Below are 19,845 nucleotides of genomic sequence, written 5' to 3'. Positions count from 1 at the left end.
TCACGAATTACCATTTAATTTTCTGACAATCATCATGCGAACATTTTTTTGTCACTCACATCCCCAGAAGCACCCTGCTAGCGACCACCGCTGCGCAAGTACATCCGAGCGCAAGGAGTAACGAAGTGATGGCATCCGTTTCCATGAACAAACTATCCCCCACTACTTTTCCGTGGCTGGTTGCTGATATCGGCGGCAGTAATGCGCGCTTTGGCTGGATCGCCAGTAAAGATGCGCGTATCGAATTTGTCCGTACGCTGCCGGTTATTGGCTTTACCGATCCGGTTGCCGCAACCAATGCTTATCTTGCCGAGCTTGCCGCACAACTCAAAGAGGACTATCAGGCACCACGCTGCGCAGCTTTTGCGGTAGCAACTGCCGTTGCCAGCGACCAGGTTGTATTCACGAATAGTCATTGGAGCTTCTCAAGAGCAGCGGTGCAATCGGCATTGCAACTGGATACGTTCATCGTCTTAAATGATTTTGAAGCACTCGCCCTGTCCCTGCCGCGACTCAGTGCGACACAGCTAAAATCCAATGGCCCGCTGCCGGTGCAAACCGGCACTCTGGCGGTGATAGGTCCGGGAACCGGCCTCGGTGTCGCCGGCGTGATTGAAACCAAAAAAGGCTGGATCGCGTTGCCAGGAGAAGGCGGTCACGCAACACTAGCTGCTGGCGACGAATTTGAGAGTGCACTGCTGAATCATGTCCGCACTTTATACCCGCATGTTTCAGCGGAGCGTTTGCTGTCCGGGATCGGTTTACCAGTGCTGCATAAAGCTGTTGCCACAGTCATGCAAGTCAGCGTCACTGAACTCTCGACTGAAGCGATCGTTGAACAAGGTCTGGCAAATAGCGATCCTGTCTGCGCTAAAACTCTGGATATATTTTGCGCCTTGCTCGGTAGCTTCGCAGGCAGCGTTGCCCTGATTCTGGGTGCGCGCGGAGGCGTGTATATCGGCGGCGGCATCGTACCGCGCCTTGGCGATTACTTCTTCCAATCTAGATTTCGCGAGCGGTTTGAAGCAAAAGGTCGCTTCGATGGCTACCTGAAGCACATTCCCACGGCCTTGATTACCGACACATTAGCAGCATTAACAGGCGCAGCAATGGCGATTGAGCAACAAGTAGAGTAAGGCCGGCCTGCGATCACTTACTGCTTATACGCTCACATCCTTACTCGCAGAATTGACCAAGCTCGCCGGAACTCATTAAACAGAAACGAGTTCCGGCAGTCCAGCGACCTGTTGGACTAACGCTCCACAAATACCACGGCACTTCTCGCAGGAACAGTGAACAAACCTGTCACCGCATCATAGCTTGCGAGCTGCGCAGGCCGCTGATCTGCCGCGCCCGGCTGACCATGTACAGGATGCAGCACATAATTTTTTGCAGCTTCTGCGGCGATATTGATTGATTGACTGGCCGGTGCCACGTTGATGAAATACATCAGGCTCTTAAAACCCGCATCCGGGTAGGAGCGCCCATCAAGATGCGCAACCAGCACCACAGGATTTTGCTGCGAACCGGTGTTGTAAAAGTGTAGGCGCTGGCGAATATCTGCGCTCGTTTTCAGGCGAAACAAAGAAGAGCTTGCCCGGATTTTTAACAGATCACGAAACATATCGCGTGCCATCGCAATATCACCGGGGCACGGCTTGATTGCCGCGTTACTCAGCAAGGGTATAAGGACGGCGTATTCGGCGGCGTTATCAGCAGATGGCGGCAAACCGGTTCCAAAATAATTATCCTGATATGACCAGTCAATCCGGTTAAACCAATCACCCGAATCAAAACTATTTTTATCCATCGACTTGGAGCGCAAGGTATCAATACCCGCATGAAAATACGCAACGCCTTGACTGAATGCATTGATAGCTGCACCCAGCATCTGCACACGCGTCCGGTCTTCATGACTGGTCGTGGTGGGTAGCTTGTAGGCATTCGCATCGAACAAGGTCTGGTTATCATGATTCTCTACATAATTGACTACCTCGGACGGTTCACTGACATATCCGGCGGGCTGACCGCTGTAATCCAGCTGCGCCAGCGGCAACTGCACATCACGCCTTGTCATCAAAAGATAATCACGGAGTGAGCCTGCCAGACCAACGCGCACCATATCGGCAACGTCCATCAATTGCTGAACGTCGGCACGATTTGATGGCTGACTGGCAAGCTCATTAGGCGCATAAAAAAGACCGTTGATATAGCCCTGTTTTTTCACTAGGTTATCACCCGACTCTGCCGCGCCACCACCTCGCACTGCATCTCTGGCTCTGTCGCTGAATGTCCCTATACCAGATCCGTTCAGCGAGAGCTGCGACGCCTGCACAAAACGTGCACCATTCTCCACCTCACCAAAATTCCAACCCTCACCGATGAGTTGCACGTCATGGCCGACAACGGATGTCAGCTTTGCCTTCAGTTGCTCCATGAGCTGACGCGGCTGATGCGCCATCAGGTCAAAGCGGAACGAATCGATTTTGTAGTGTTTTGCCCATAGCAAAACAGAATCGACCATCAGCTTTGCCATCATTTTATTTTCGGTCGCCGTGTTATCGCAGCAGGTCGACTGCTCGACTGCACCACTCGCATTCAGACGCTGATAATAGCCAGGGACGATTCTATCGAGAACGGATTTCTCTTTCTGACCCGCTGCTGCGGTGTGGTTATAGACGACATCCATACCGACACGCAATCCCGCGCGATGTAGCGCCATCACCATCTGACGAAGCTCTGTGATTCTGGTCGCACCGTTCGCAGAATCCGTGGCGTAACTCCCTTCAGGTGCATTGTAATGATAGGGATCATAGCCCCAGTTAAAACAGTCTTTTGCGGCGTTCGCCACGATAACGGCCTGCTGCGTGGTATCACTGGTCGTCCCATGAATGACGGGTGTCAGACAATCTTTTTCCGGTACCGTGGCAAAATCAAAAATAGGCAGCAAGTGAATGTCCGTTAAACCTGATGTGGCGAGCGCTTGCAGATGTCGCATGCCATTTGAATTCACCTCAGTGAATGCGGCATATTTACCGCGATGAGGCGCACTGACCGTGGGATCATTAATAGAAAAATCTCTGACATGCAACTCGTACACTACCATGTCGGTTTGCGACTTCAATGGCGCAGGTGTGGTGACTGCATCCCAACCATCTGGCTTCAGCCGCACATCATCAAGGCTGGCAATATAGCTGCGTTTGGAGTCGGTGGTTAAGCTGACGGAGTAAGGATCAGTCACCCGGTTGCGAATAACGCCCGCGCCATTCACCACCACATCAAGTAGGTATTGGTAATATTTCCCGGATAAATTATGCAGTTTGATCAAGGACCATATACCGCTTGCCGGATCGCGCAACATCGGCTCTACCGCGACAGCCTTGCCACTCCCCGTATCAAAACTGCATACATAGACCTGTTGCGCCGTCGGCGCCCACAGACGGAATTTAGTCGCCCTTGCAGCGACGGTCACACCGAGATCAGAGGCCATTGTCGCCGCATCAAACACATCATCAATCACACCTGCAACTTGTAAATGGGTAGATGCTAATACGACGCCGTCTGCACTTTCTTGCACGAGCACCAGTTGCCGACGGAGCAGTTCAGGAACACGTATGACATCCGGCTCTGCGAGCTGAAGCATCACACCCTCAGCGAGATAACTAAAACGCGTCGCCACCGGCGCTGGTGCAGCAGTACCAAAAACGCTGAGATTCAGAACGCCGTCAGCATCGCGAACTCGCTCACCCATTTGTGCAACGACCTGAGCGGTAGCGGAATAATAAAGTTTGAATTGTCCGGTACCGGTCTTCGACGGCCACTGAATCAATCTGGCATCAAGCCAGACTGCCCGCGCTTCCGCCGGTATTTTTGCAGTGTGCAATACCGTTTGAAATTGCGGCTCGTTGCATGCCTCAACACCGGCATTGATCTGTGGAAAGCGATCCGCAGCAGCGGCCTGATTACTTTGCAAAATGCTGATGACAAGAGCCACAACAATCAGCGAACGCCACATCTTATTGACCGTAACGGAGGAAATACCCGAAATAACGCTGGCAATCATCCCCTGATTCTCTAGCTGATTCTCCGACTTGTTACCTAAGCTATCCACACCGATTTGCTGCATATACCTGTTGCCCCCATCTCAATTTTTCATTCAACTCATTAGCGATTTAAACAAGCGCGCATATCCTCAGGCCAATCTCCTGCCTTCGTAGTAGAGCAACATTTTTACTGTCGATTTTATTGTAGCATAACTACAAATAATGTTAGCCAAGCGGACTTTTAAAGCTTAGAATTAGGTAAAAATTTAGGAAAACCTAAAATATACCTATAAATAGTATGTAGTTAATCTACATATATGGAGACAGTATGCATAACACAGTTCATTCTGCGTGTAATGGGCGGCCTTTGATTTCAATCACCTGTCTCGTGTTTGCACTAGCGATCAGCGCCTGCGGTGGCGGGTCAGGATCTGGCGCTACAGTCTCACTCCCCAGTACGCCAACTACACCGACGCCACCGAGCTTGCCGCCCGTCGATATCAGCGGCGTTTCTACCGGCAACGTCGCCAGCAGCTTGCCCGATGGGTGGAGCAAAGGTGCATTCATAGAAATCTACGTACGCGGCTACAAAGACAGCGACGGCGATGGCATCGGAGACTTGCGGGGTGTTATACAAAGTCTCGACTACTTACGCGACTTAGGTATTAAAGGCATCTGGCTGATGCCAGTCACACGCAGTCAGGATGCGGATCATGGCTATGCCGTCAGCGACTACCGGAATATTGAAACCGGGTACGGCAATCTTGCCGATTTTGATGAACTGGTCAAACAAGCGCATGCACGCGGTATCGGGATTATTCTCGATTATGTAATGAACCATAGCGCAGCGCAGAACCCGCTATTCATCAACTCATCCGCATCGCCCTCAAATGACTATCGCTCCTGGTATGTCTGGAAAGATACGACTCCGACTGGCTGGAGTATTTTTGGTACGAATCCCTGGTATAGCACCTCAAACGGCGCCTATTTTGCGGGCTTCTGGTCACAGATGCCCGACTTCAACATGCTCAATCCCAACGTGCTTAGCTACCATCAGGACAATCTGCGCTTCTGGATGAACCGCGGGGTTGACGGCTTTCGTTTTGATGCCGTAGGCCATCTGGTCGAAAATGGTCCGAATGACTGGTACGACCAGCCACAAAACTACCCCATCATGGGCAGCGTTCATCAAGCCATCAATGCGTATCAACGTCGTTTCATGGTGTGCGAAGCACCTGAAGACGTAGCAGGATTTTCTGCTGGTAATGTCTGCGGCAGCGCCTTTGGTTTTGGCCACAATTACGACGTCGTGAACGCAGCGAAAGGTAAAACGGATGCGATCAATGCCGTCGCGAATTACTTCAAGACGATGACAACCGAGGTCTCGACCATGGTCTCGAACCATGACTCATTTGCCGGGGATCGCTTATGGGATCAGGTCGGTGGAGATACGGCCAAATATAAACTTGCCGCCGCTACTTATTTACTGCAACCGGGTACGCCTTTTATTTACTATGGGGAAGAAATCGGCATGGCGGGAGCCGCTACACTGAGTGGCGATCCCAAGTTACGTACACCGATGAGCTGGACTAATAATGCAAGCAATGCCGGCTTCAGTACGGGTACACCATTCCGCGCCTTATCTGCGAATGTGGCAACACAAAATGTCGCCGTACAAATCGCAGATCCAAACTCTATCTACAGCTTTTATAAAGCCATGCTCAGCTTGCGCAATAGCCGCTTATCCGTCAGTCAGGGCAATTACAGCAATGTATTTGTCTCCGGCAGTCTCATGGGGTTTCAGCGTCAGTCTGGTAGTGAAAAAACGCTGGTATTGATTAATTACGGCAGCGCATCAGCGCAGGCAAATCTGAGCAATTTATCTGCTAATGCAAGTCTGGCAAGCCTCTATCCGCAAAGCGGAACGACAATACTTGCCGATGGATCGGGAAATGCCCAAATCACTATGGCAGCGCAATCTGTGCAGGTAATCAACGTGACGCCATAGCGATTGCTGGCCTCTAAAGTAAGTGTGCGACTTGAATTAGTGAATCCAAATAAATTAAAACCAATGAAGCTACTTTACTCCCTGCTTGCGTTGATTAGCCTGAGCGGACAGCTCACTAATACAGTACGTGCTCAAACGCTCGCTGCCCGGGTAACAACTACAGCAGCCGCGCCAGCGGATTACCAGATCGCGCACCTGGAACCGGCATCATGGTGGGTGGGAATGAATAATCCGCAGCTACAGTTAATGGTGCACGGCCGCCGCATTGGAGAACTGACTCCTGATATTCAGTATCCCGGAGTCACCATCACATCCGTCCAGCGAGTCAGCAATCCTAACTATCTATTTATCCAGCTCGACGTTACTCAGCAAGCCTTACCGGGTAAGCTGGACATCAACTTTAGTCGCCAGGGAATCAAGGTTCTAAACACCGGCTATCAGCTCAATGCGCGCCGCGCGCATTCTGCACAACGCAAAGGCTTCAGTCCGTCTGATGCGATATATTTGCTAGTGCCAGACCGGTTCGCAAATGGCAATCCGGAGAATGACTCGGTTGCGCAACTCATAGAAAGCAGCAATCGCGCCAAACCCGGCGGCAGGCATGGCGGTGATTTACAAGGCGTTAGCGATCATCTGGATTACATCGCTCAGATGGGATTCACCACGATCTGGCCGACTCCACTGACACAAAATAATCAAGCTGCTTATTCCTATCACGGCTACTCAGCAACCGACCTGTATCAGGTTGACGCCAGACTGGGAAGTAACGAGGACTATCGCCAGCTGGTCAGTAAAGCGAAAAGCAAAGGCCTGGGATTTATTCAGGACATCGTGCTGAACCACATAGGATCCGGGCACTGGTGGATGAGGGACATGCCTACGCCCGACTGGTTAAATTTCCCAAACAAATATACAGAAACCTCGCATGCGCGTAGCACAGTGCAAGACCCGCATGCAGCACAAGGCGATAAAGAAAAATTCGCCAGCGGCTGGTTCACAACCACGATGCCTGACCTGAATCAGCGCAATTCCCTACTAGCGACTTACCTGATACAAAACACCATCTGGTGGATTGAATACGCCGATCTGTCCGGCATTCGCACTGACACCTATTCTTACTCAGACAAAAACTTTCTCGCTGAGTGGTCGCGTAGTGTGATCAATGAATATCCGCATCTGAATCTCGTCGGCGAAGAGTGGAGCAATAACCCCGCCATCGTCGCTTACTGGCAGCGAGGAAAAATTAATCAGGACGGCTATGTTTCTAGTATGCCCGGCATGATGGATTTCCCCTTACATGACAGTCTGCGTGCGGGCTTGATGGGTGAGGAATCAGCATCAGAGGGTTTATTGAAAATGTATCTGGCAATTGCCAATGACTTTATCTATCCGGATGCCAGCAACCTGGTTATTTTTGAGGGCAACCACGATACAAGCCGGCTTTTTTCAGCATTAAATAATAGCCTGCCGCACTACAAAATGGCATTGACGTATCTCGCCACGATGCGGGGTATTCCGCAATTTTTTTATGGCACAGAAGTGTTGATGCAAAGTCCGAAAAAACGTGATGACGGCAAGGTGCGCAGCGATTTCCCGGGCGGTTGGACCGGTGACAAGGTTAGTGCATTTACAGGTAAGGGATTAAGTAAGATGCAAAAAGAAGCACAGGATTTTATGCGCCAATTACTGAACTGGCGAAAAACCTCTGCCGCTATTCAGCAGGGAAAGTTATTGCATTACCTCCCGGAAAACGGTTGCTATGTTTATTTTCGGTACACCGGCACTCAAAAAGTGATGGTGATATTAAACAAAAATACGATTGAGACTAATCTCACTACCTCACGCTTTTCTGAAATGTTAAGCCCCACGGCAAAGGGCCGCAACGTATTGACAGGACAGGAGGTCGATTTGAAAAAATCCCTGCATTTGTCGCCACTCTCAGCGACCATTATCGACATCAACGAACTCTGACAAATAACCGATTTATAGCTGACTGAACATACCTATTTTTTAACGACTGATCTCTTTGAGGACGACATGAAAAAACTACTTACCTTACTTGCATTGAGTGCCAGCACTCTCGTACCACTTACCGCTTACGCACAAGTGCAATCTTCAGTGAAACATCTGGCATGGACAAAGAACGCCACGATTTATGAAGCGAATATTCGCCAGCATTCAAAAGAAGGTAGCTTTCAAAAATTTGAGGAATATCTGCCAGAATTAAAGAAGATGGGAGTTAGTGTGATCTGGCTGATGCCGATCAATCCTATCGGCGAGATAAATCGCAAAGGCACTTTAGGCAGTTATTACGCGGTAAAAGACTATCGTGGTGTCAATCCGGAATTTGGTACACCTGCTGATTTTAAACACCTGGTAAATGCCATTCATGCAGCAGGCATGTACGTGATCATCGACTGGGTTCCTAACCATACGGCCTGGGATCATCCATGGGCCAAAGAACATCCTGATTTCTATAAAAAAGATAAGGATGGCCATTTCACGCCACCGGTTCCTGACTGGATGGACGTAATTGCACTGAACTATGAAAACAAACAACTACGCAGCGAAATGATCGAGGCAATGCGTTTCTGGCTTACAGAATATCAGCTTGACGGCTTCCGCTGCGATGTCGCCGCAATGGTACCGGTCGACTTTTGGAATGAAGCGAGAGTCGCACTCGACAAGACCAAACCCGTCTTCATGCTGGCGGAAGCAACCGAATTCCAATTACAGGAAAAAGCCTTCGACATGACCTATGGCTGGCAATTCAAGGACTTATTCAATGATGTCGCTCAGGGTAAAAAATCTGCGAAAGATATAGATGCCTACCTGAATGGCGAAGAAAAGAACTACCATCCAAATTCTTATCGCATGTTGCACATTACGAACCATGATCTGAATAGCTGGGAGGGAACAGAATTTGAACGACTTGGCGACGCGACAGAATCCTTCTTGGTGCTGTCAAATGTACTCAAGGGAATGCCACTGCTGTATAGCGGACAAGAAGCCGGCAACACCAAACGTCTGGACTTCTTTGAGCGCGACCCTATTCAATGGAAAGATCATCCGTTCAAGCAGCTATACACCAAATTATTTCAGTTGAAGAAAACGAACAAAGCGTTGTGGAACGGACTTGCCGGTGGTCAGCTAGTCAAAATCAACACGGGCAATGACGACAATGTGTTTGCATTTACCCGTCAAAAAGAGCGTAATAAAATTGTGGCTATTTTTAATTTATCGAATAAAGAACAGGTAGCAACAGTCAGCCACGCACTCAAAGATAAGGGTATGGTTGATGTCATGTCAGGCGAAAAATTACTTACAACAGGATCACAAAAATTCACTTTAAAACCTTGGGAATACAAAGTATTTGCAAAATAAAAAAAAGACAATAGATAGGCAAAATAAATAGATAAAATAAAGGGCAGATCATCTGCCCTTTATTTGCTTATGTATTGGTTACTGTATTAATTTTTGTATTAATTTTTGTATTAATTTTTGTATTAATTTTTGTATTAATTTTTGTATTAATTCCTGTATTCGTTCCTGTTTTTATATTCCCGCTTTTACCTATTTTTTACTGTTAGCCAGAATCAATTCTTACGCCTGAATTTGTATGCCAAACCACGCACCATAGGCTGGCAAACTCACTTGACTTCCCTGCACGTCGCCATGTAAGCGATGTCCGCTCATCGCCACATATCCAGAGACCTCAGGCCAGTCAAAGGTGATGGCCTCGCTACCTAAATTAAATGCCGCAATCACACCAGGCATGCCATCAAGGCTGCGGCGTAATGCCAGCACAGGTTCTGGCGCTGCAAAGAAAGTGATATCGCCACGCGTCAGCTGAGGAATTTTCTTACGCCAGTGGAGAATATGGCGACTGAAATTCAGCGCCGAATCCGGATCAGATTCCTGAAGTGAGACAGCGGCGGCACGATGCTCTGCTGGCACGGGTAGCCAGGGTTTACCTTCGGAGAATCCGGCATTGACAGAAGTAGCATCCCAAGGCATCGGTGTACGGCAGCCGTCACGGCCTTTAGACTCGGGCCAGAAAGTAATCCCCACAGGATCCTGCAACACCTCATAAGGCAAATCAGCTTCAACCAGAGCGAGCTCGTCCCCTTGATACAGGCATGGTGTCCCCTTTAACGACAACTGCATTGCGAGGACAAGCTTGGCGAATTCAGGTGTCGCTTGAACACCGCCCCAGCGGCTCATCACACGTGCCACGTCGTGGTTGCCCACGGACCACGAGGCGCCACCACCAAGTACCCGCCGCTCAAACTCTTCAACCTGTGAGCGGATGTACTGCGCCGACTTGTCAGATGTCAGTAGGTTGAAGCTGTAGGCCATGTGCAGCTTGTTATTATCGGCGGTGTATTCTGCCATCACACCGAGCGCATCATCGGAACCAATTTCACCGATAGAAATTGCGTCGTACTCATTCAAAAGACAACGGACTTTTTCAAAGAACGCGAGATTTTCAGGACGAGTATTGTCGTAGATATGTGCTTGCATGCCATACGGATTGACTGCGGAAACACTGGTCGTGTTTTGCTTTACTGCAGGAGGATTGCTACGTAGCTGCTGGTCATGAAAATGAAAAATGCAGGCATCAAGACGGAACCCATCGACACCTCGTTCCAGCCAGAAACGCATATTATCCAGATGCGCCTGTTGTACAGCGGGCTGATGGAAATTCATATCAGGCTGACTAGTCAGAAAATTGTGCAGATAATATTGCAGGCGACGAGTATCCCATTGCCAGGCAGAGCCGCCAAAAATTGACATCCAGTTGTTCGGTGGCGTCCCGTCAGCCTTAGGATCGGCCCAAACATACCAGTCCTCTTTTGAATTGGTTCGGCTGCTACGGCTCTCGACGAACCACGGGTGAGCATCCGAAGTATGAGATAGCACCTGATCAATCATGATCTTTAAACCAAGTGTATGAGCACGTTGTATCAATCGATCAAAATCAGCCAGAGTACCGAACAAGGGATCCACATTGCAGTAGTCAGACACATCATAACCAAAGTCCCTCATCGGCGATGTGAAGAACGGCGAGATCCATACAATGTCGACGCCGAGACTAGCGATGTAATCGAGCTTGGCAGTGATGCCGGGCAAATCACCTACACCGTCACCGTTCGTATCCAGATAGCTACGCGGATACACCTGGTAAATCACGGCTTCGCGCCACCAGTCAGTCTTGCCAGCAGAATTCTTGCCTGAATTTTGTTCCGATTTTTCGTGCAGATCGCTCATACCATGTCTCTTATTTTATCTATCTAGCAAGAATCAATTACCTGCTATCAACAATTACTTAGCGCAAAGTTGTCTTACCAACCTTAGATCAAATCAAATCCAAAGCGCTTTGGATTCTTCAAAGTATAATTCAAAGCGCTTTGGATTACTTGCATATTTACATGAATTCACAGAAATACTATGCATGGTTACGCACAGGGCTGACGCTGGGAAAGTTCAGCCGGCAGATAGCTGGAAGCCGTGCAAGAAGCATGCAAAAAATTATGCGGGGATTATTTACAAACGCCAACCGTCTCACCCGCCAGTAATACAGGTTGCCATAACACCTGAAGTTCGGATGGTGGCGTACCGTCAAGTAAAGCGAGAAGCATCTCTATCATGCGGCTGCCAGCCTGATCAGGATGAGGCTGATCAATTGTCGTGACGTTGTAACCGGCTAGTGAATCTTCCATTTTGCCCCAGACAATGATGGAGATTGCTGAAGAAATCTCTATTCTGGCGTCAAGCAGGGCCCGCATTGCGCCTACGCCTGACATATGGTTATCGACAATCACGGCGCTCGGCATGGTTGACCCGTTCAGGAGTTGCTGCATTGCCTGATAACCACTGCGCCGGTCGATGGTGTTATCAATCAGGTAGCGCGGATCGGCTTGCAACCCTGCATCGCTCATGGCGGTGACAAAACTGTTATAACGCTGCCTTGCAAAGTTCATCTCCAGAGGAGCGTTGATTAGCGCAATGCGTTGATGGCCGTGGGCAAGCAGATGCCTGACCGCGATACGCATTCCCTCCTCGTTGTCGTAATCAAACCAGGCATGCGGCTCGTTGACCTGAGTACGTCCGTGGGCGATAAAAGGCAAACCCTGTCCGGTCAGATAGGCAACACGTGCATCATTCAAACGGGTACGACCGACAATCAGACCGTCAACACGTCGTTCCTGCACCATGTGCTGATAGGCACGTAGCTCATTGGCAGGCGATACCGGCGCAATGATCAAATCCATCTGACGTTCTTCCAGAGTAGCCGACATACCGCCGACGATCTCCATGAACATAGGATCAGCAAGATCATTAGGTGACAGAGGATGAATAATACCGACGACATTCGTCCGCCCTACTGCCAGACTACGCGCCATAGGATTGGGCCGGTAACCCGCCGCATTGGCCGCCGCCATGACACGCTGTCGCGTCTTTTCACTGACCTCAGGATAGCCGTTTAATGCACGGCTTACCGTGGTCTCGGAAATACCCAGATTTCGTGCCAGGTTCTTAAGATTCATTGCTGTTTTCAATTTATCACGCCGTTACTTCGCATTCTAATTGACTAGCGAGCTTTATCTGCTACTTGCCCGCTATGGAATTTAATTTAGTCAGCACTTTTCAGCTGATCGTCCGCGCTTTCCGTGATTGTGTACACATCTAATGTGCGAACTGCACAGCGACTGTCTGCGCGATATTTGCACGCCAGTCGACCATGATATTCAATTGCTTTTTTTGCGCATCCCATACAAACGGAATAGCACGCTGATTCAATTTTACTGCGCTCGGTTTGGACGATACATTGTGTACAAAGATAGTCACTTTTCTGTCGATAGAGTCAACATGACGTCCGAGTCGGTTAGCCAGATACAAGTTCAACTGCTGCGCAGAAAATGTACTGGAAAATTCCAATAATTCGTAACGTCCCTTTTCATATGCGGAAGACGTTTCACCATCGTCCTCATACAATTTTCCACTACCCTTCGTTACGGATGCATCATGGTAGTAATGTAAATTGAATGATTTAGTGGAATACGCTGTCGTATTTTGAATCACATTGATCATAGGAATAAAGGCACCCGCCCTGACAAACACTGGAATATGCGAATTAACTACCGGCAAGAATTGCGTAGTACCGCCTTTGAATTGTTGATCCGTATAAAAATCAAACCAGTTGCTCTTTGCAGGGAAATAAATACTCGCTTCTTTTTCTCCCGCCTTCATGATGGGATGGACTAAAAAGTCGTTTCCCCAAAAATAGGTATCGGCCACATTAAACAGCGCCTGATTTTCTGGTTCCGCATAGAACAAGGGGCGCATGAACGGCACGCCAAGCTGGTTGTTATCAAATGCCAGTGTGTAGTTATACGGCAGTAACTGATAGCGCAACTGAATCGCTGCTTTTGCTAATTCCTTCGTTTTTTGCTCACGCAAGACCGGCTCCGAAGCAACTTCCTCCTGAGCATGCGGACGGAACACTGGTTGAAATACGCCGTATTGCAGCCAGCGGGTATATAACTCATCATCAAGGTTCGCTCCCGCAAAACCGCCAAGATCAGAGTGCATATACGCCATCCCCTGCATACCCATTTGCAATGCAATTTCAGGCTGCGAGCGAAGTCCGCCCCAAGTCCTGTTCACATCGCCTGACCATGGAATCATGCCGTAATGCTGGGAGCCAGAATAACCGGATCGCATCAGGATAAAAGGTCTTTGCCCGGGAAATTCTTTTTTATATCCATCGGCAATAAGTTTGGCCCATTGATGACCATAGATGTTGTGCATCTGATCGGCAGATCCGGTCTTATGCTGCAAGCCTGAAGGATGTACCTCAGGCTCCCCCAGATCACCCCACCAACCGGCAACGCCTTCACTTTTTAAATTTTTATAAATATTCCATAGCCAGTCTTGTGCCAGAGGATTAAAAATATCGATCAGACCAGTATTGCCGAAATAAAAATCATAGGTGAATGGTTTGCCGTTTTTATCGGTAGCGAGAATATTTTTTTGTACCGCCTCGCTCCATTTACCAGATGTCGTCAAGATAAACGGCTCAGTAATCAATATCGTTTTAACGCCTTTACCTGCGAAGTCCGATATCATTTTTTTCGGATCAGGGAAATTGTCTTTATCAAACTCCAGATTTCCCAGAGTTCCTTTGATATCCTTACCGAACCAGTACAAATCAAAAATAATCGCATCAACCGGAATCTGTTCCGCCTCAAATCGATCAAGAACAGAACGAGCCTCTGCTTCTGAATGATAGCCAAAGCGGCTTGCAAAATTCCCGAAGGCCCAGCGTGGCGGCAAAGGCTGTTTACCCGTTAGATTTGTATAATTGCCGACGATTTCTTTCCAACTATCACCAGCGATGACCTGATACGTTTTACGACCACTGATCGTTTCGTACGCTAATACATTTTCTTTTTTACTATCCAGATCCAAGTAGCCAATCGGCGCATTATCGAAATGTAGACCGTACATCTTTGAAGAGAATACTAAGGGAATGGCAAAGTTCATTTGCTCAGACCGCTCTTCATAACCGTAGTGTGCCTTGTTGTACAGAGGCAGGCGATGACCACGACGATTCATTCCCAAAGCGCGCGCACCGGCGCCGTATAGCGCTTCGCTGGCATCAAGATTAAAGTCCAGAACCTCTGTGCCTTCTTTTTTTACATAACCATTTTTCTCGGAAAGTAGCTGCTTTCCTTTATAAAAATAACTGATCTGAAAAGGTGACTTGCTGATACTGACATACATCTCGGCAACACGATATTCAAGCTTGCCGGGCATGATCGTCAGCTTGTGTTTTATCTCCGATGGCACCATGACGACAGCATGTGACGCCGGATCAAAGTTCTCACCATCTGGAATAAAACTGGTCTCGATAATTTTGTCAGAATATGGCTTGATGAAATAGCGACCATCATTGGTTTTGATCTCAAGATAGCTCGTTTTATCTGTAATACTTTCTATCGTCCGACTTATATTTTGCGCCAGTACATTGCTTGCCAGCATAAGCGGAAATATGCTGATTACAGCACGCTGGACGTGCTGGATTATCTGATTTTTTTTCATTGTGGAGAGCATAGTCGTCTGGCTTGATTTATTTTTTTGGCAAAATACATTCATAGGAATAAGCTACGTTCATCTATTCGACAGCGATTAAAATCACGGGCGCCTTAGCAGGAAACAAAGCCTTACCGTTAGCGACCGTGGCACTCGTTCCGGAATAGTAGTCTTTGACTTTCTGTCCATCAGCGAAAACACCTGCCACACTAATCGCAACCGTCTTTCCTACCGGTATATCAAGTGCGATAACGACCCTGTCATTGATTCCGCTCGACTCATAGATACGTCTGAAGGTATATGGCTGCTCCGCTATTTTTTGATGGACACCTGCACCCACCGCGGGATGTGCGTGACGGAACAGACCAAGCTTGCTCCAATGTGTGCGTATGTCTGAAAGACTAACTCCGTTACGTACGGCATGTGAACTCAACTCACTCCAGTTCATCGGTGAGCGCAAGTTTGCGTCACCTTCAGCACCGTCGACAACTAAGGCGCGGGCTGTTTCATCACCATAATAAATTTGCGCAGTACCCGGACTTAGTAATAATTTGGTAGCAGCTTCAAACGGTCGTTGACGCAAGCGATCAAAAGGTTCGCCATCATCATGCGAGCTGATGTAGTTCAGCACGGAATAGTTTTTTAAAGGGCCGTTTATTTTTGCGGAATAATCGCTGAATAAAGCTTCATATGACTGGTTCGCATCAGACTTGAAGCCGAAGTTAATCAGGCTATCAAAGCCGTTGTTATAAAAATTAACGCGACTACCGCCATCCATTGTGTAATACAAACCTTCTGCGATACTGTAGCCGTACACCTCCGCCGTCATGAAGAACGGATCGTCACTCAGTTTTTTATCTGGATATCGGTGCTTCCAATCCTCGTATGCAGCGCTGGCGACTTGCTTTAATTCTTTCCAGACAGCAGGTTCCACGTGTTTAGCCGTATCAGCTCTGAATCCATCTACACCAAATTTCTTGACCCAGTCTGCATGCCATTTCATCAGGTAATAGCGCGGCGCACGCGGCCAGCCTGTACGCGTGAAGAACTCATCAAGCTCTTTGACTTCGCGCTCGTAGCGCCCCTCTGACTTCCATTTTTCTGTCAATGCTGGCGGTAACGCCACAACCTGATTACTACCAGTCAAAACATCGGGAAGATTTTTGACTAGGGTGCAATCGACCGTACTGGCAACATCCTTATAGGTACATGGCGGTCCGGTACGAACCCAGGTATCCGGCCAGACCGGATCACTCGTGGTTACAGGTCCGGTATGGTTCATCACCACATCCAGCAAAACACGAATACCGTGCGCATGGGCAGTATCAACAAATTCACGCATGTCACTATCGCTTCCCAGGTTCGCGTCAACACGGGTCCAGTCCCGCGCCCAATAACCGTGAAAACCATAGGATTTGCCTGTCCCCTCATCCGTTGAACCATGAATCTGTTCAACAGGCGGTGTCAGCCAGATCACATCAACACCGAGATCTTTAAAATAACCTGCCTTAATTTTCGCAGTAATGCCTGCGAGATCGCCCCCCATAAATCCCCGCAATGGCGCAGCATCGGCACGGCGGTCATACGCAAGATCGTTCGCGGTATCCCCGTTATAAAAACGGTCTATCATCAGAAAATAAACTGTCGCGTTTTGCCACAGAAACGGAGCATCAGTAGCATGAGTGGCAAGCAGCTTTGCCGCCTGATCGCTGGCGATAGCTGATGTCGAAAAACTCGCAAAAAAGCAAACAAGAGTAAATGGAATCGCAAAAAATTTCATGCGCAGAATTCCAATCAAATCGAAAGTAGATAAGGTTAATGCGGCGCTCATATCCAGATAAGCGAATTGGCTATCTGGACAGAGCGGCCATTTTATTTTGTAGCGGCATCGTCTTTTACAAGCATCGTCAACAGGCCCGCCAGAATCATGCAGGCACCACCGAGCATTAACACCTTGACCGATTGATCGTTAAACCAATGTTTCAGCATAGCGCCAAGTACGACACCTGCCACGATCTGAGGAATAACAACGAAAAAATTGAATAAGCCCATGAAGTAACCCATCCGATTTGCCGGCAAGGCTCCCGCCAGAATTGCATACGGCATGGTCAGCACACTAGCCCATGCAATACCAACACCCACCATAGGCAGCAACAGCATTTGCTTGGAGGTGATTGCAAAGATGCTGATCAGACTGACGCCGCCAATGATCAGGCACAGCATATGTACAAACTTACGGCTGGTCTTGGCTGCCAGCACTGGCAATATGAACGCGGCTAGCGCAGAGATACCGCCATAGACGGCAAACATAATACCGACCCAGTTACCTCCCTCCTGATACGCGGCAGATTGCGCGTCGGAGGTATGAAATACCGTATCGGTAATTGATGGCGTGGTGTAGACCCACATCGCAAACAAGGCAACCCAGGTAAAAAACTGCACCAGAGCCAATTGCACCATGGTCTTCGGCATTTTAGTAAAGCCGCCCAGAATCTCCGTCAATGCTTTACCAATACCCTGATTATCTTTACGCTCCTGACGGAATTTTTCGAGATCCGCCGGTGGGATTTCTTTGCTGGTAAATACAGTCCACATGACTGCCAGTGCGAATACGGCGCCACCGAAATAGAAGGCATATCTAACTGTATCGGGGATTGCGCCATTGACCGGCACATTACTGACACCGAGATAATCCGTGAAAATAGTCGGTAGTAAGGAGGCAATTACACCACCGCAACCAATAAAGAAAGTCTGCATCGCAAACCCTGCAGTCTGCTGAGAAGGGTTCAGCTTATCGCCGACAAAAGCACGGAAAGGCTCCATCGAGATATTGATTGCAGAATCCATCATCCACAGTACGGCAACTGCCATCCACAACATGCTGGAATTAGGCATCAGGAACATCGCAATCGATGCGAGCAAGGCGCCGATGAAGAAGAATGGGCGACGCCGCCCCCAGAAGGCATGCCAGGTGTTATCACTCAGATAGCCGATGATGGGTTGTACCAGCAAGCCCGTAATCGGCGGCGCCAGCCAGAACAATGCGAGGTCATCGGTATTCGCACCCAAGGTGGAAAAAATCCGGCTGGTATTGGTATTTTGTAGTGCGAAACCAAATTGAATACCGAAAAAACCAAAACTCATGTTCCAGAGCTGCCAGAACGAAAGCTGCGGCTTGTTTGTCGATGTATGCATACTGCCAGTCCCCAATCTTTTTTTAATGTTTTATATAAGCGATCAATTTATCCGGGCGAACTACCCTTAACCGAATGCTCGCCTGTCACACTATTTTTATAGTGCATATTACCATAGCAATCTGTACCAAAACTACAAAATTAAATCTTCCGAGTAAAATTCAGTAAAACGAATGATTTTATTCTTTAAATTGAATGAAATATTCATTAAATAAAGCTATTTATGTAGCATTACTACCAAATAATTTTGGTGATGAAAAATATATATACGCCTAGTTCGATTTAAAAATAATCGTCTTGAGTCGCTGCAATTTCGGATACACCATGGGCACCGTCAGCATCGTACTGGCGATTGCCATCAGCAATAAGGCCGTGAAGGTTTCGTTGGTGATGATATTTTTATCGAGGAGGATATTGACGAAAATAATCATGATTAGCGCCTTGGTTTGCAACAACCATCCGATAATCGAGGCCTCTCCTTTTTCCCATTTAAGGATTTTCCCAGCGACCTGGATCCCGACCAATTTGCCGGTCACAGATGCCACCAGCAACGCAGCTGCGGCAATAAAAACAGTCGTCCCGCCGAGCGCCCAATTCGTTTTCAACCCTGTACTTAAAAAGAATACCGGCATGATTGCCAGTAGTACGTGATGGCGCATTAAATCCATTTTTTCCTGATTAAACCAATGCGCATCCATCACCGCGCCCGCCAGGAAAGCACCGACCATAAAATGCAGGCCAGCCCAATCTGCCGCAAAACTACAGGCAGCCAGCCAGATCAGACCCACATACCAGCGATCGCGTTCTTGAAGCCACACCATCAGCTTGCGAAAGCCATAGGTCGTGACAGCAAAGATCAACAAGAAAGCCAACTGCCTTCCGACGCGCGTCCAGTCGAGCAAAATGATGGCAAGTACGCCCCAGATCGCAATATCGTCGATACTGGCATAGCGCAGGATGCGCTGACCTATCGGTTGCCGCAGCACATCTAGTTTTTCCATCAGCAAAATAAGGATAGGCAAAGCGGTCACGGCGCATGCCATGCCTATTCCCAGGATAAATTGCCAGGTCAACGCCTTACTCCCCACCCATCCGTCCACAGTCAGCATACCCACTGCGGCCACGCAGCCAAACAACAGCGGCATACCCAGTGCCAGGCTCGCCGTAATACCGCTCTCGCGACGATGCTCCCAGGCCTTTTTTAGATCAAGTTCAATCCCGGCAATCATCACAAAAATCATGACTGCCCACCAGGCAATACCATTCAAAGACTGTATCACCTGAGGATTGAAGACAAACTGGTAATAGGCGGGAAATGCTGCCCCGAGAATACCAGGCCCCAGCAAAATACCGGTAATAATCTGCACCACAACCAGAGGCGCAAAATAGTCCGTCCTGCCCACACGCCAGATCAGATAAGGCACGGTAAAAATAACGAACATCGCGATCAGAAAAATTTCTGTCGTACTCATGGCAATCGGCATATGTGTTCCAGCAATCA

11 protein-coding genes are annotated in these 19,845 nt (G+C 48.5%); 4 read left to right on the top strand and 7 right to left on the bottom strand.

The window, feature by feature from the left end; genetic code table 11:
• Positions 1 to 128 precede the first annotated feature (128 nt).
• Positions 129 to 1,136 carry a glucokinase gene (gene glk, locus ACO0K3_RS13485; protein ID WP_422985380.1) on the top strand — a complete coding sequence of 336 codons (1,008 nt, stop codon included), beginning with the start codon at positions 129 to 131 and terminating at the stop codon, positions 1,134 to 1,136.
• Positions 1,137 to 1,252: 116 nt separating this feature from the next.
• Here glk and ACO0K3_RS13480 read toward each other — a convergent pair whose 3' ends face one another.
• A complete protein-coding gene (locus ACO0K3_RS13480; RefSeq protein WP_422985378.1) occupies positions 1,253 to 4,126 on the bottom strand; it encodes an alpha-1,6-glucosidase domain-containing protein in 2,874 nt (957 codons plus the stop codon).
• 245 nt (positions 4,127 to 4,371) lie between these two features.
• On the opposite strand from ACO0K3_RS13480, the gene ACO0K3_RS13475 reads away from it, so the two are divergent.
• From ACO0K3_RS13475 to ACO0K3_RS13465, 3 genes are all read left to right on the top strand, one after another.
• The gene (locus ACO0K3_RS13475) at positions 4,372 to 6,051 is read left to right on the top strand and encodes an alpha-amylase family glycosyl hydrolase (RefSeq protein ID WP_422985376.1); all 1,680 of its coding nucleotides are present in this window, start codon (positions 4,372 to 4,374) and stop codon (positions 6,049 to 6,051) included.
• Between the two features lie 63 nt (positions 6,052 to 6,114).
• Complete coding sequence (locus tag ACO0K3_RS13470; protein ID WP_422985374.1) at positions 6,115 to 8,022, top strand: glycoside hydrolase family 13 protein; 1,908 nt, start codon at positions 6,115 to 6,117, stop codon at positions 8,020 to 8,022.
• Positions 8,023 to 8,088: 66 nt separating this feature from the next.
• Positions 8,089 to 9,435: an alpha-amylase family glycosyl hydrolase gene (locus ACO0K3_RS13465; RefSeq protein WP_422985372.1), complete on the top strand. Its 1,347-nt coding sequence runs from the start codon at positions 8,089 to 8,091 to the stop codon at positions 9,433 to 9,435.
• Positions 9,436 to 9,654: 219 nt separating this feature from the next.
• On the opposite strand, the gene ACO0K3_RS13460 is transcribed toward ACO0K3_RS13465, so the two are convergent.
• The 6 genes from ACO0K3_RS13460 to ACO0K3_RS13435 all read right to left on the bottom strand — a co-directional run bounded on the left by ACO0K3_RS13460 (position 9,655) and on the right by ACO0K3_RS13435 (position 19,816).
• Positions 9,655 to 11,322: an alpha-amylase family glycosyl hydrolase gene (locus tag ACO0K3_RS13460; RefSeq protein WP_422985370.1), complete on the bottom strand. Its 1,668-nt coding sequence runs from the start codon at positions 11,320 to 11,322 to the stop codon at positions 9,655 to 9,657.
• 272 nt (positions 11,323 to 11,594) lie between these two features.
• Positions 11,595 to 12,602 (bottom strand): substrate-binding domain-containing protein, encoded by a 1,008-nt coding sequence (locus ACO0K3_RS13455; RefSeq protein WP_422985368.1) that lies wholly within the window; start codon positions 12,600 to 12,602, stop codon positions 11,595 to 11,597.
• A 139-nt stretch (positions 12,603 to 12,741) separates the two neighbouring features.
• A complete protein-coding gene (locus ACO0K3_RS13450; RefSeq protein WP_422985366.1) occupies positions 12,742 to 15,159 on the bottom strand; it encodes a TIM-barrel domain-containing protein in 2,418 nt (805 codons plus the stop codon).
• A 73-nt stretch (positions 15,160 to 15,232) separates the two neighbouring features.
• Positions 15,233 to 16,930, bottom strand: coding sequence for an alpha-amylase family glycosyl hydrolase (locus ACO0K3_RS13445; protein WP_422985364.1), 1,698 nt, complete (start codon positions 16,928 to 16,930; stop codon positions 15,233 to 15,235).
• Between the two features lie 92 nt (positions 16,931 to 17,022).
• Entirely contained in the window at positions 17,023 to 18,345 is a 1,323-nt protein-coding gene (locus ACO0K3_RS13440) for an MFS transporter (protein ID WP_422985362.1), read from the bottom strand.
• Positions 18,346 to 18,616: 271 nt separating this feature from the next.
• A complete protein-coding gene (locus ACO0K3_RS13435) occupies positions 18,617 to 19,816 on the bottom strand; it encodes a cation:proton antiporter (RefSeq protein ID WP_422985360.1) in 1,200 nt (399 codons plus the stop codon).
• Between the last annotated feature and the right edge of the window lie 29 nt (positions 19,817 to 19,845).

The sequence above is a fragment of the Undibacterium sp. Rencai35W genome (assembly GCF_049340185.1).
Classification (GTDB): Bacteria; Pseudomonadota; Gammaproteobacteria; order Burkholderiales; family Burkholderiaceae_D; genus Undibacterium.
The sequence above is the reverse complement of the archived record's forward strand: the minus strand, read 5'-3'. Positions and strand labels throughout refer to the sequence as shown.